This is a genomic window from Aquimarina algicola (genome assembly GCF_006443095.1).
In the GTDB taxonomy this organism is placed as follows: Bacteria; Bacteroidota; Bacteroidia; order Flavobacteriales; family Flavobacteriaceae; genus Aquimarina; species Aquimarina algicola.
This window is the reverse complement of record NZ_VFWZ01000002.1, coordinates 398,692-412,660: the sequence shown is the minus strand read 5'-3', so window position 1 is coordinate 412,660 and position 13,969 is coordinate 398,692. Positions and strand designations below refer to the sequence as shown.

Below are 13,969 nucleotides of genomic sequence, written 5' to 3'. Positions count from 1 at the left end.
ACAAGGAATAAGAACCAAAATCACAAATATTTAAGAACAAAGTTAAATGCCGAAAATAGTCGGCCAGGGTATTTATACCCTAAAATTAACGTAAAAAAGAAAAAATTATGAAACGATTTTTTAATGAATCTAAACAAGTAGTGACAGAAGCCATAGACGGTGAACTGCGCCTAACAGGAACTCAAAATCTAACTCGTGCAGATGGCTTTCCGTCGAGAAAATTTGTTGTTAGAGGTGACTGGGATAAATCTAAAGTAGCAATAATTTCAGGAGGTGGTGCAGGTCACGAACCCGCACACCTCGGCTTTATAGGCAAAGGTATGTTAACTGCTGCTATCTCTGGAGAGGTTTTCGCTTCACCTAGTGTGGAAGCAGTTTTAGCTTGTATTTTACACGTTACTGGCGATGCTGGTTGTTTATTAATTGTAAAAAACTATACGGGCGACAGATTGAACTTTGGTTTAGCAGCTGAAAGAGCAAAGAAAATGGGCAAAAAAGTAGAAATGGTAGTTGTTCAAGACGATATAGCCATAGCTGATGCTCCACAACCAAGAGGTATTGCAGGTACGCTCTTTGTGCACAAAATTGCAGGTTATCTGTCTGAAAAAGGATCGTCGTTAGAAGAAATAAAACAAAAAGCAGAGGAAACAGCTCAAAATAGCTTCTCTCTAGGTTTAGCTATTTCCACTTGTACATTGCCTGGTAAAGAATTGACAGTTACAGATGCTCCAGCAGAATTAGGTTTAGGAATTCACGGTGAGCCAGGTTTAGAAAAAGTAGATTTTAAAGGCGGCAAAGAGGCAGTTGCTATGGTACTTTCACGACTATTTGCAGAAACAAAACCTGAAGAAAACTATGCTCTTTTGATTAATAACCTTGGTGCGGTAACGCCTTTAGAAATGTCAATAATTGCAAATGAAGTTCTTACATCTCGATACAAAGACCAAATTGAGTTTATAATAGGTCCAGCTCTTTTAATGACTTCATTAAATATGTATGGGTTTAGTTTCTCTTTAATGAAGCTAACAGAAGAAAATAAAGAAATGCTATTGGCCCCCGTAGAACCTAAATCGTGGCCAGGTGTTATCAAACCTTTAGAGCCAAAAATATTTGATATCAGCTATTTACAGTTAAGGAAGACTTTTGAGCCAAGTATGAATCCTAAAGTAGAAGATTACCTTCAAACTATTTGTGCTTCTTTAATAAATGCAGAAGAGCATTTAAATAATTTGGACAAACAAATAGGAGATGGAGATACAGGTAGCACTTTTGCTGCTGGGGCAAATGGAATCATTGATTTATTAAATTCTAAAAGTTTACCGCTTAACGATACTGGAGATTTACTCGTTGCTATTGGTGAGTTACTTGCTAGTCATATGGGCGGCTCTAGTGGTGTGCTATCATCAATTATGCTAACAAATGCTGGGGCTTGTGTTTCTAAAGGAAACGATTTGGACGTAGCTCTAAAATCAGGTGTAAAAATGATGATGAAATATGGTGGTGCAAAGTTAGGGTCTAGAACTATGATAGATGCGTTACTACCTGCTGTTGAAAAATTGAAAGATATGGATTTGGAAGCAGCAGCTTTAGCAGCTCGAGAAGGTGCTAATTCTACCGCAAAAATGGAAAAAGCTGAATCCGGACGTTCTTCTTATTTAAGATCTGAAAGTCTGAAAGATGTAGTCGATCCTGGAGCCGAAGCTATTGCGATATTATTCGAATCAATTGCTTTAAAACTTAAATACAAACATTAATCTTTTCTCTGGAGGACTTTTTATTAGTTAGTTGTAGTGAAAAGTTCTCCGTTCTATTAAGCAATAAAATGATTAAAAATACGAGAACACTTGGTGAATTCATCATAAAAAATCAATTGGCCTTTCCATTTTCTACGGGAGAATTATCTAGTCTTATTAATGGAATTCGCTTAGCGGCTAAGGTGGTAAATCACGAAGTTAATAAAGCTGGTTTGGTTGATATTTTGGGCGCTTATGGAGAGACTAATATTCAAGGTGAGAAACAGCAAAAGCTTGATGTATTTGCAAATGAAAAATTTATACAGGCTCTGGACAACAGAGAAATAGTGTGTGGTATCGCCTCTGAGGAAGAAGAAGATTTTGTGATATTAAACAGTGATGACAAAAAGAACCAAAATAAATATGTTGTTTTAATAGATCCACTAGACGGCTCATCAAACATCGATGTTAATGTTTCTGTGGGGACTATTTTTTCAATTTATAGAAGAATAAGCCCTTTAGGTAGTCCAGTTCAGCTAAAGGATTTTTTACAACCCGGAAAGGACCAAGTTGCTGCAGGATATATTATTTATGGAACATCGACTATGATTGTTTATTCTACAGGTGATGGTGTTAATGGGTTTACACTTAATCCTGCCATTGGTTCATTCTACCTTTCTCATCCGAATATGAAATTTCCGGAAGATGGTAGCATTTATTCTGTTAATGAAGGTAATTATGTTCATTTTCCGAATGGTGTAAAACAATATATCAAATATTGCCAAAAAGAAGAAGGAAATCGCCCTTACAGTTCGAGGTATATCGGCTCGTTAGTATCAGATTTTCATAGAAATATGATCAAGGGTGGAATTTATATGTATCCAAATAGTGAGATTGCCAATGATGGGAAATTACGGTTATTATATGAGTGTAATCCTATGGCGTATATAGCTGAACAGGCAGGAGGAAAAGCAAGTGACGGTCAAAGTAGAATTTTAGATATCAAGCCCACTGAATTGCACCAAAGAGTTCCATTTTTTTGTGGGAGTAAAAATATGGTTAAAAAACTAGAAGAATATATTACAACTTGTCAATAGTATTTTAAGAAATAGAAAATACATTTAATTAGTTAAAGCTTTAGTAAAATGACACCAAACAAAACCACATTATCTACAATTGCAAAGGATTTAAATGTATCAGTATCAACTGTATCAAAAGCTCTTGCAAATAGCCCCGAAATTAGTAGTAAAACAAGAAAAAAAATTTCAGCATATGCAAAAGAAAGTAATTATAGCCCAAACATTTTAGCTTCCAGCTTTAGAAAAGGAAGTACGAAGACAATTGGGTTGATTATTCCAAACATTACAAATCCATTCTATGCTAAAGTATTTGTTGGGATTGAAAAATATTTAGATGAAAAAGGATATAAATTAATAGCTTCTATATCAAATGATTATTTAGAAAAGGAAATTAAAAATATATCTATAATGTCAAGTGGCTTTGTAGACGGATTAATTGTTTGTGTTTCTAAAGAAGCTGAACAAAAAAAGGAGTATCGACATATAAATTCTTTAATTAACAATAGAATCCCTTTAATATTATTTGATAGGGTCTGCGATGAGATATATTGTGATAAAGTTATAACGGATAATTTTCAAGCTGCTTTAGATGCCACAGAATATCTTATAAAACATAGAAAATGCAGACATATCGTAATGACTTCTAAAACAAATAATTTGCATCATTTAAAGTTAAGAAAAAAAGGTTTTGAACAAGCAATTGATAAACATAAAGCAACTGTTAAATCCAGTATAATACTTGCTGAAAAGTCTAATATTCTTAGACAAAAACTTGAGAATGCCTTAAGAGATGATTCTAGTATTGATGGTGTTTTTGGGCTAAATGAAAAAAGTGTTTTACACGCTACATTATCAATTAATAAATTAAAAAAAACAGATAAAGAAGTTTCTATTACGGGGTTTTGTAATGACCTTCAATCTAAATATAACTCCTCCCTTATTGTTATAAATCAGAATCCAAAAGAAATCGGCAAAGAATCCGCTAGGCTACTATTGGATAGAATTAAGAGTGGAAATTTAATAAGTGATTTTTGTACTAAAATCATTGATGTTGACCTAACATAAAACCATAGATTTAGTTGTACCATTATTGAAATAATAAGAAGTCAAAAACACTTGTCAATTTGTATCTAAATATTGGAAAATGCTGTCAAATGTATTGAAAGTATAGAAAACACCCCGAACAGTATATATTTCAGGATTGAATTAATACTGTAGAATAAGTTTTTGTAAATACCTCTATTTCAAATAAATAATGAATAGGATGGTTAGGTATTTCAATCTTTTCCGCTACTAAAACAGAACGTTTTTCACTTAAGCTAGACAATTTTGTCTGGCTTTTTTGTTTTAGTGTTTTATGGACTCTTTTGGATTGCTTGTAAATTTCAACTAACAAGATCATTCATTTATAAAGACAATTTCTTCGATAAGTAGGATAGTTTTGTACAAATTGTTTTTAGTTGTCTTTGTGTCTACTAAAAAAATCACCAAATGATTTATAATATAATTCGGCATTAAATCTATTTTATTGGCAAATTATGGTTTTTATATTTTCACTTCAAGCCAAAAAAATCTCATAAATAAAAAATTATATATAGATTCTTTCAAAAAGCAGTTTGCGAAGATTGATAAGATAACGTTCAAGAAGATATTTGATTTCTAAATGTTCTTCTATTGTTTGCACTGGGATTTGTATTACCTGGATCTCCTTATACTAAAAGGAAAGGTTATCAAATAAACGATGTTCACAACAGAGAGAGTAGTATGACTATCTAAAACTTTAAAATCAGAAATATAAAAATTTTTCATTCTTTCTATTGAGAAAACTCTAATATGAGCTTTAGATCTATAACCATGATAATTAATAGTATGGATATCTATCATTATCGTATATAGGTTTACTAATATCACAATTAAAATATAATATTAGATGTGCTAATCTGCAAACTGTACTCTAATAAGTGGACTGTTTAAAAAACTATAGAGAACTTTGATATTCATATGAAATTTAGAAGAAATTGATTCAGTAAAGTCCTTAAGTTCCTTTATTTTATCTTTATCATAATAAACACTATTAATAAGAACACCATTTATCGCTCTTGAGTTCGTGATTTTTGCTAGTGGATTATTATTTAAAATAACCAAATCTGCAACTTTCCCTTCTTCAATACTTCCATAGTCTTTATCCATCTCTGCAAACTTAGCGGAAATAATAGTAGAGCTTTGCAATGCTTCTAAATTAGATAACCCACTATTGGTTAAATCTTTTAATTCGTCATGTATGCTAAACCCTGCAAAAATATAGGAATCTGTAACGTCTGTTCCTGTCATTATAGGTACACCAATGGTATTAGCCATTTCAACCTGTTTTCTAGATAAATCATAGAAATTAGTGTTTAATCCCTTATGCTCTTCCGATAGATTTTTCTTTGCATTGTTTTTTACATCAAACCCCCACCATAAATTTTTTCGAATGCTTGTAATGTATTTAAGATTCGGATTCTCAATAAATGACGTATCATGGGCATTGGCCTCAAATTTTAAGGTTTGAAGTGTTGGAACCCAATATGCATTATGTTTTTGCATTAATTTCATCAACTTTTTTGCGGTTTGAGTATCGAAATCTTTAACCATTGATTTTTTGGACTTACTGTAAAAACTTTTCCAGTTTATAGAAGTTCTTAAGCTATCTGCTCCCGGAAAAGATTCAAACATAAAAATGCGTCCATGCTCAAAACTTCTTTGCCCTAATAAAATAGCCTCTTCAAGACTTACAAACATTGGTTTATGACCAGCGAAATGTAATCCGTATTTTGGCGTGGAATACGCCAGTTGTTTGTATGATTTTGGAGGTATTTGTTGATATATTTTAATAAAGTCTACCTGCTCATTTTTATAAAACTGTAACAATGCATTTACATCCGATGGATTTTCTAGTTTAAAAAAGTCTGGAAACCCAGATGGTATTGCAGATGCACCATCCATTTGATAACTGCTTTGTAGCACATATCTGGGGCTTACTCTTGTATTTGCTTCGAGTTCTTTGTTCCACTGTAAACGTTCTTTACTACCAACCCAGTAGCTATCACGCTTATTAAGTTGTCCTGACATGTCACGAACGCCAGTCACTCCGTTTGCTATATACAACGGATGGTGTAACCATTCTGAATGTTGATTGGAATGCGTATGCATATCCCATAAGCCAGGAATCAAATATTTATTACGGCCATTGATTATTAAAGAATTAAAATCTTTATTAGAGATCTCTAAACTATCGATCTTTTGAATTCTATTTTCTTTTATAAGTACATTTCTATTTTCTAAAATGTTACCAGATTTTACATCAATAATATTTATGGATTTTATGATAACTGTGTTATGCTTTGCTGGTGGTTTTAGTTCTGGCATCGGCCAGTAAATTCCTAATAGTATTACCAAAAAAACGAAAACAATAGTCCCCAATAGTATTTTCAAAAATTTTAATAGTTTATTTCGCATATCTGAATTAGAAAATGGTTTTGTTAGAAACTACTTCATTTGTAGAATTGAATTCAGGTTTAAATTTTCAGATCATTTTTGACGATAGAAAATTGTAAAAACTGGTCGTTTTTTAGTAGTTAGTCTCAATAGTTATGCTAGGTCCTAAAAATGATTCGTGTATTTCAACTTTTGATATATTCTTATTTTCTCCATCCAATAATTGATTTTTCTTCGCCAAGTTCTTCAACTAACATTTTTTTTTCAGTTATAGTAATAAGTTTATACTCCTGTATTTCACTTCCTTTGAAAATTTTCAGAATATTATTTACATTGTTATACTCCCAGTTTCCTCTAGTCATCCTTCCATTTATCATGTAGTCAACGGTTCCTTTAGGATCTAATAAAATCCAGGTTTTTTTCTGAATTTCTAGAGCATATTCAAGTTTTTGTCCATCTACAATAAAATATTCAGCATACCACTTTCCAGAAGTTAATAAATCAATAGTTCCTTTTTCTTGAGCTGTTCCTTGTACTATTGAAAATATGATTATAACTACTATTATTAATTTTTGCATATAACTAGTTTATTTATAATAAGTTCTTTTTTATACAGAATTTTAATTGCTACAAAATATAATGCTTATTGAGTTTTTTCCAAGATAGCAGGTCGCAATAAAAACAATCCTATAAAAGCGATGTATTTGCTAATTTGTTTTCTGATTTTAATTTCTTTTCTAAGTTCTCGGTCAGCTAATTAACTACAATACGAAACAAATCTATATTAATATGATATAATACCCTGACGGAATTATCATTTCAACAGTATTTATAGGAAATATATTATTTCATGAAGAATCTGAATCTTCTACAAAGTTTAAAAGCAATATGCTGAAAATTTATCTTATTGATTGTTACTTTGGTTTTTGAAAAATAGTAGTTAATAAGAGTATTTATAAACTTAATCGACTTATATCAAATTTCTCGATTATTGAATTTGCGAAGTTGTTTTAAATTGACTTAATTCTTTATACTTGAGTATCTTTTGTAATCTTTATAAAGCTATTAATAATGTAGAATGAGCTTTTATAGATGTCTGAATTTCAAAAACATTTCAGAACGGTACTTCAAGCACTGTTAGCATGCTTTTAATGTTTCTTTTAGAGTTTATTTTTGGTAGGACTATGAAATTTTAAATAGATAATTTAAGTTATCATGAATTTAAGAAAAGTTTTATGAAAAGCTTCTACCTTTGGCATTTTTAAAATTTTAACCCCTATCGAAAAAGAAATTGCTAAAGAAAATATTACCATATAAATAGCTTTTAAGTTCGCCCCTAAACAATCATCAATGAAATTATTTTTTTCTTCTCTTTTATTCTTATTCTTATATAGTTCATTATATGCTCAGACCCTTTTGGGAAGTGTAGTAAATCAAAATCAACAAGTACTAAAAGAAGCTACCATCTTAAACAAAACGACAAATGAACATACCCATACGAATACTTATGGAAGTTTTAATTTAAAAAATGTCTCAGTTGGTGATATTATAAAATTTTCACGTTTAGGTTATCGAAGTGAAGAATTGATAGTTAAAGATCTGAACTCACCTTTAGCTATAGTATTGTTTCCAGAATCGATCAATTTGGATGAGGTTATTATTGCTTCAGAGGTTAATACACTTCAATTAATTACAGATATAGATACACAAATCAATCCAGTAGATTCTTCTCAGGATATTTTGAGAAAAGTTCCTGGATTATTTATAGGTCAACATGCTGGAGGAGGTAAAGCAGAACAAATTTTTTTACGTGGTTTCGATATTGATCATGGGACTGATATTAACCTAACTGTTGATGGATTGCCTGTTAATATGGTATCCCATGCTCATGGACAAGGATATGCTGATTTACACTTTGTAATTCCTGAAACTATAGATAAAGTAGATTTTGGAAAAGGGGGCTATTATGAAGACAAAGGTAACTTTGCCACTGCAGGTTATGTAGATTTTAAAACCAAAGAAAATTTAGATACTAGTATGATTAAGTTGGAAGCAGGACAGTTTGATACATATCGCATTTTGGGAATGTTTAATATTATAAATACCGCACAACACAATGCTTATATAGCATCAGAATATTTGTCTACGGATAGTTTTTTTGACAGTCCACAAAACTTTAATCGGACTAATATCTTTGGGAAGTATACGGGTTTTGTTACTAAAAGTGATAAACTCGGTGTTATCATCTCTAATTTCGACAGTAAATGGGATGCATCAGGGCAAATACCGCAACGAGCTGTCGATAGCGGTTTGATTTCAAGATTTGGTGCTATTGACGATACAGAAGGAGGTAATACATCAAGAATTAATTTTTTAGTCAACTATGATAAAATTATTGACAGAAAATCAACTTTGAAGAATAGTGTTTATTGGAGTGAATATGATTTTGAACTCTATTCAAACTTTACTTTCCTATTAGAAGATCCTATTAATGGTGATCAAATAAGGCAAAAAGAAGGTAGAACAATTTTTGGACTGAATAGTGAATACCAAAAAGCCTTTTCTGTCCATAAGCTTGAGGGAACTTGGCAGGCAGGGATTTCTCTTAGAAATGATCAAAGTAAGGATAATGAATTATCTCGTTCACGTAATAGAATCGAAACTTTAGAACAGATTCAGTTTGGAGATATTAATGAGACGAATTTTGGAGCTTATCTAGGAGCAAACATTAAATTCAATAAGTGGACATTTAACCCCTCTATCCGTGTAGATTATTTTGATTTTCAATATAACGATGCACTGTTGGGAGTTTATCAAACCCAAGAGGAGACAGAGGCTATCGTTAGTCCTAAACTTAATGTTTTTTATAATGTATCCAACGAATTACAAATGTATATCAAAGCCGGAAAAGGTTTTCATTCTAATGATACAAGAGTCGTAGTTGCTAGAGAAGGCAAAACTATATTGCCATCAGCTCTTGGGAGTGATATAGGATTTGTTTGGAAACCTACTTCCAAAATGCTTTTTAATCTTGCGTATTGGTATTTACATTTAGAACAAGAGTTTGTATACGTAGGAGATGCTGGGATTGTAGAACCTAGTGGAGAAACCAGACGTCAAGGAATTGATTTTAGTTATAGATATCAGGTTTTCCCTTGGATGTTTTGCAATCTTGATGCAAATTATACACATGCTAGATCTATTGACGAACCTTCAGACGCAGATTACATTCCACTAGCAGCAGATTTTACGTTAATGGGAGGTGTTAATATTCTACACAAGTCAGGCTTTTTCGGAAGCGTCAATGTCCGACATTTAAATGATCGTCCTGCTAATGAAGATAATAGCATTGTGGCAGAAGGATATACTATCACAGATATGAACGTAGGGTATAAATTGGGAAAAATCAGTCTAGGGATTCAAATACAAAACCTATTTGATCAGGATTGGAACGAAACTCAATTTGCTACAGAATCACGTTTATCAGGAGAACCTGAATCTGTTGAAGAAATCCATTTTACTCCGGGAACGCCTTTCTTTTTAAGAACTACAGTACAGTATAATTTTTGATAAGGATTATGTTCCAAAGACATAATGCAGTTTATTTTGCGAGAGTTTAATACATCCCCTAAGCTTACTTTTGAGATTCTTACTTAATATTAAGTATACAAAAAGTCGATAACATTTTTAATGTCTTCAATCAAAACCGAATTATTTATATAATTTTGATTTGATAAAATAGTAGTCTCTAAGAATGAAAAAATTAAGCCCCATTATGTTTGTGGGTACAGGATCAGATGTTGGAAAAAGCATTATCGTGACTGGTGTCTGTAGATTGTTAAAACGAAAAGGATATACTCCGGCACCTTTTAAAGCGCAAAATATGTCGCTTAATAGCTTTGTTACTCCTGATGGACTAGAAATAGGGAGAGCCCAAGCGGTACAAGCTGAAGCGTGTAAAATAGATTGTTCTACAGACATGAACCCTATTTTATTAAAACCTTCTGGGACCAATAAATCACAAGTGGTTTTACATGGTAAGCCTATTGGAGATCAAACGATAAAAGAATATTTTTTAGGAGATAATAAAAAGCATTTATTTGAAGAAGCAATTACTGCATTTTCAAGGCTTCAGGAACAATATAATCCCATCGTTTTGGAAGGAGCAGGAAGCATTAGCGAACTTAATTTAAAACATAGAGACATTGTAAATATGAGGATGGCCAAAGTCGCTAATGCCGATGTTTACTTGATAGCTGATATTGATAAAGGTGGGGTTTTTGCAAGTGTTTATGGATCTATAGCATTACTAGAACCTTGGGAAAAAGAATTGATAAAAGGAATCATTATCAATAAATTTAGAGGAGATGTTTCTTTATTTGAGGAAGGAAAAACGATTTTAGAAAAATTAACAGGAATGCCTGTATTAGGAATCGTACCTTATGCAAAAGATATATATATAGAAGAAGAAGACTCTGTAGCATTGTTACAAAAAAATATGACCTCATCAGAAGGGAAAATCAATATAGCAGTTATACTACTCCCTTATATCTCTAATTATACGGATTTCAATGTTTTAGAAAAAGATCCCAGAACTCATTTGTATTATGCTGATGATCCTAAAAATATAAGAAATGCTGATATTATCATTATACCAGGAAGTAAAAATACAATCCAAGATTTGCTATTTCTTCGACAAAAAGGTATCGCAAAAATTATTCTTGAGGCATACCAAACTGGTAAAAAGATCATTGGAATTTGTGGTGGGTATCAAATGCTGGGAATGTATGTAGAAGATCCTTTGAGTGTAGAAACTAAAATCAAGACCATACCAGGTCTTGGCATCTTACCTATTTCTACAAAGCTAACTGTAACAAAAACAACGGTTCAGTGCAGCTTCACTTTCAAAGAATACCCTGAAATTTGTAGCGGTTATGAAATTCACATGGGAGAAACTACTACTAAAAAAGAAGCTCCTTTAAATACAATAGGAGAGGTTAATGAAGGATATTTAGCAGAAAATTGCTGGGGAACTTATATTCATGGTATTTTGGATAACCCTGTCGTAATTGAAGATCTTTTAAGTAGTTTTTCTGTAGCAAAAAGAAATACAACTTTTGATTATAAAGCTTATAAAGAAGAAAACTATGATAAGCTAGCCGATCTGTTAGAAGAACATCTAGATATAGATGCCATGGTTTCAGAAATGCAACTATTATCATGATCTACGGGCACGGTGATGACAGATATCAATATGATATAGATTTTAAGGCTAATTTTAGCTCAAATGTATGGTATCAAAAGACTTCGAAAGAACTGTTGCAATATCTTCAAAAACAATTATCTGAGATTACAAACTATCCTGATCCAAATGCTGATGAACTAGTAGAAAAAATAGCAAGTCATCATCAATTGAAAACTGAAAACATTTTGGTTACCAACGGAGCGACAGAAGCTTTTTATATAATTAGTAATCTTTTTTTTGGTAAGAAAGCAAGTATCGGAATCCCAACATTTTCTGAATATGAAGATGCTTGTGAACGTCATAAAATGCAGATAACATATTATAATCGACAAGATGTTGTTTTCAATGATTTTAAAGAAGATTTGGCATTTATATGCAACCCTAATAATCCAGATGGTTTCTCTAATTCTTTGCCTGAAATAAGAAAATTAGTAATAGAATTCCCTAAGACTACCTTCGTAATTGATGAGGCTTATATTGATTTTACGTTTCAGGTGGGTTCTTGCGTTTCTTTACTTGATGAATTTGATAACATTATTATTATAAAATCACTTACCAAGTTGTTTTCTATACCAGGGTTGCGATTAGGGTATATTTTATGTAATGCTGTAAGTAGAAAAAAACTACAACAATACAAAATGCCCTGGAATGTAAATACTTTAGCGATTGAAGCGGGGAAGTATATTTTTGAGAATTATGAGAGAATATTTCCTGATATGGCTGTGCTGCTTACGTATTGCAAATCCTTGCAAAAAGAAATTGATGCATTAGATGGATTTAGGGTGATTCCTTCTCAAACCAATTATTTTTTGGTCAAATTAAATATGCCTGATGCGTCCAAACTCAAAGATTATTTAGCAAATACACATCAATTATTAATTAGAGATGCTTCAAATTTTAAAGGATTAAATCAACATTACATAAGAATTGCCAGCCAGGATCCGCAAAAAAATGAGTTGTTAATCAATGCATTAAAAGCATGGAGTATTTACCAGTAGTCATTCCATTGTTGTTGGGTTACCTGCTTGATTTGACTTTTGGAGATCCAAGAAATCTACCACACCCCATACGATTATTTGGAAATAGTATTTCTTATGGAGAAAAAAGAATGAATGAAGAATCGTTTAGATGTATAAAAGGAGCTTTGCTCACGATCACACTTGTGACTATAACTATGCTATTTTTTTATGTTATACCACGGTTATTGACGCCATATCCTATTTTGTATTATAGTTTTACAACAGTTTTTGTATTCTACAGCTTAGCTAATAAAAGCTTAATTGATGAAGGTAAGGCTGTTTTTACAGCTTTAGAAAAAGGATTAGATCAAGGTAGAAAACGATTATCCTGGATTGTAGGTAGGGAAACAGATCAATTAGATGAACAACAAATTAAGAGGGCAGTTTTTGAAACTATGTCTGAAAATCTAAGTGATGGTGTAATAGCCCCTTTATTTTATTATGCATTATTTGGAGTAGGAGGAGCGATGGGGTATAAAATGATCAATACGCTGGATTCTATGATTGGATATAAAAATGAACGCTATATCAACTTTGGGAAGTTTGCGGCTAGGTTAGATGATGTAGCAAATTATATTCCTGCTAGATTGACTGCGTTATTGATGCTTATAGTGACTGCAAAAATTCATAAAATTCCATTTGTATTGAAATATGGTAAGCAGCATTCAAGTCCAAATGCGGGATATCCCGAAGCTGCATTGGCTGCTATTTTAGATTGTAAATTCGGAGGCCCTAATTACTATCACGGAAAATTAATTAATAAACCTTTTATAGGAACCAATGATAGGATTTTGAACAATGATGAAATAAAAACAGTGGCCAGTGTCAATCAAAAAGTAACATGTACTTTTGTACTCTTGATTGCTGTTATCTACTATTGTTTATATAATGTGTAAGAGAATTATTATTACAGGAGCTCCCGGGACAGGAAAAACCAGCCTTATCGATATATTGCAAAAAAAAGGGCATGCTTGTTTTTCCGAAATTTCAAGACAAATCATCATTCAGCAACAACAACAGCAAAGTAATAAAACACCTTGGGAAGATCTTTTTGGTTTTACTAATCTGGTGTATCAACAAACTGTTGAAGAACTGCATATCCCCATTCACAAAAACACCTTTGTAGATCGTGGATTGCCAGATACCATTGCATACTTACAAACAAAATCTGAAGTAATCCCAGATTATTTATTGAATTTTCCCTTCAAAGAATATTATAATAACACAGTGTTTTTAGCTCCTTTTTGGGAAGAGATTTACGTTGGTGATCCTCAAAGGTTACAATCCTCTAAAGATGCCATAGAGATTCATAATAACCTTTTACAAGTTTATACTGCATTAGATTTTAAAATAGAAATACTACCTAAAACAACCTTAACAAAGCGTATAGAATTTATTCAATCTATTATTATTTAG

10 protein-coding genes are annotated in these 13,969 nt (G+C 32.0%); 8 read left to right on the top strand and 2 right to left on the bottom strand.

The features are described from left to right. Positions 1–107: 107 nt before the first annotated feature. The 3 genes from FHK87_RS05550 to FHK87_RS05540 all read left to right on the top strand — a co-directional run bounded on the left by FHK87_RS05550 (position 108) and on the right by FHK87_RS05540 (position 3,877). Entirely contained in the window at positions 108–1,754 is a 1,647-nt protein-coding gene (locus tag FHK87_RS05550) for a dihydroxyacetone kinase subunit DhaK (protein WP_140591137.1), read from the top strand. Positions 1,755–1,822: 68 nt separating this feature from the next. Then, positions 1,823–2,830, top strand: a complete 1,008-nt coding sequence (fbp, locus tag FHK87_RS05545) for a class 1 fructose-bisphosphatase (RefSeq protein WP_140591135.1) — start codon at positions 1,823–1,825, stop codon at positions 2,828–2,830. Positions 2,831–2,878: 48 nt separating this feature from the next. Further along, positions 2,879–3,877 carry a LacI family DNA-binding transcriptional regulator gene (locus FHK87_RS05540; RefSeq protein WP_140591133.1) on the top strand — a complete coding sequence of 333 codons (999 nt, stop codon included), beginning with the start codon at positions 2,879–2,881 and terminating at the stop codon, positions 3,875–3,877. 870 nt (positions 3,878–4,747) lie between these two features. On the opposite strand, the gene FHK87_RS05535 is transcribed toward FHK87_RS05540, so the two are convergent. Together FHK87_RS05535 and FHK87_RS05530 are read right to left on the bottom strand one after the other, a co-directional pair. Continuing rightward, positions 4,748–6,286 carry an amidohydrolase family protein gene (locus FHK87_RS05535; protein WP_226294106.1) on the bottom strand — a complete coding sequence of 513 codons (1,539 nt, stop codon included), beginning with the start codon at positions 6,284–6,286 and terminating at the stop codon, positions 4,748–4,750. Positions 6,287–6,492: 206 nt separating this feature from the next. Beyond that, positions 6,493–6,867, bottom strand: a complete 375-nt coding sequence (locus tag FHK87_RS05530) for a hypothetical protein (RefSeq protein WP_140591128.1) — start codon at positions 6,865–6,867, stop codon at positions 6,493–6,495. Positions 6,868–7,639: 772 nt separating this feature from the next. On the opposite strand from FHK87_RS05530, the gene FHK87_RS05525 reads away from it, so the two are divergent. The 5 genes from FHK87_RS05525 (at position 7,640) to FHK87_RS05505 (ending at position 13,969) form a co-directional block, all read left to right on the top strand. Further along, complete coding sequence (locus FHK87_RS05525) at positions 7,640–9,859, top strand: TonB-dependent receptor (RefSeq protein ID WP_140591126.1); 2,220 nt, start codon at positions 7,640–7,642, stop codon at positions 9,857–9,859. Between the two features lie 184 nt (positions 9,860–10,043). Beyond that, positions 10,044–11,513 carry a cobyric acid synthase gene (locus FHK87_RS05520; protein WP_140591123.1) on the top strand — a complete coding sequence of 490 codons (1,470 nt, stop codon included), beginning with the start codon at positions 10,044–10,046 and terminating at the stop codon, positions 11,511–11,513. After that, a complete protein-coding gene (locus tag FHK87_RS05515; RefSeq protein ID WP_140591119.1) occupies positions 11,510–12,532 on the top strand; it encodes a pyridoxal phosphate-dependent aminotransferase in 1,023 nt (340 codons plus the stop codon). Before FHK87_RS05520 ends, FHK87_RS05515 begins: the two co-directional genes overlap by 4 nt. After that, the gene (gene cbiB, locus FHK87_RS05510) at positions 12,514–13,449 is read left to right on the top strand and encodes an adenosylcobinamide-phosphate synthase CbiB (RefSeq protein WP_140591116.1); all 936 of its coding nucleotides are present in this window, start codon (positions 12,514–12,516) and stop codon (positions 13,447–13,449) included. The genes FHK87_RS05515 and cbiB overlap by 19 nt, the downstream gene beginning before the upstream one ends. Further along, complete coding sequence (locus FHK87_RS05505) at positions 13,442–13,969, top strand: AAA family ATPase (RefSeq protein ID WP_140591112.1); 528 nt, start codon at positions 13,442–13,444, stop codon at positions 13,967–13,969. Before cbiB ends, FHK87_RS05505 begins: the two co-directional genes overlap by 8 nt.

What these genes read in the sequence shown, in the direction of transcription:
- cbiB (WP_140591116.1), top strand. Translation starts at nt 12,514, where the DNA reads ATGGAGTATTTACCAGTAGTCATTCCATTGTTGTTGGGTTACCTGCTT.
- FHK87_RS05520 (WP_140591123.1), top strand. Translation starts at nt 10,044, where the DNA reads ATGAAAAAATTAAGCCCCATTATGTTTGTGGGTACAGGATCAGATGTT.
- FHK87_RS05530 (WP_140591128.1), bottom strand. Translation starts at nt 6,867, where the DNA reads ATGCAAAAATTAATAATAGTAGTTATAATCATATTTTCAATAGTACAA.
- FHK87_RS05550 (WP_140591137.1), top strand. Translation starts at nt 108, where the DNA reads ATGAAACGATTTTTTAATGAATCTAAACAAGTAGTGACAGAAGCCATA.
- FHK87_RS05540 (WP_140591133.1), top strand. Translation starts at nt 2,879, where the DNA reads ATGACACCAAACAAAACCACATTATCTACAATTGCAAAGGATTTAAAT.
- fbp (WP_140591135.1), top strand. Translation starts at nt 1,823, where the DNA reads ATGATTAAAAATACGAGAACACTTGGTGAATTCATCATAAAAAATCAA.
- FHK87_RS05515 (WP_140591119.1), top strand. Translation starts at nt 11,510, where the DNA reads ATGATCTACGGGCACGGTGATGACAGATATCAATATGATATAGATTTT.
- FHK87_RS05505 (WP_140591112.1), top strand. Translation starts at nt 13,442, where the DNA reads ATGTGTAAGAGAATTATTATTACAGGAGCTCCCGGGACAGGAAAAACC.
- FHK87_RS05525 (WP_140591126.1), top strand. Translation starts at nt 7,640, where the DNA reads ATGAAATTATTTTTTTCTTCTCTTTTATTCTTATTCTTATATAGTTCA.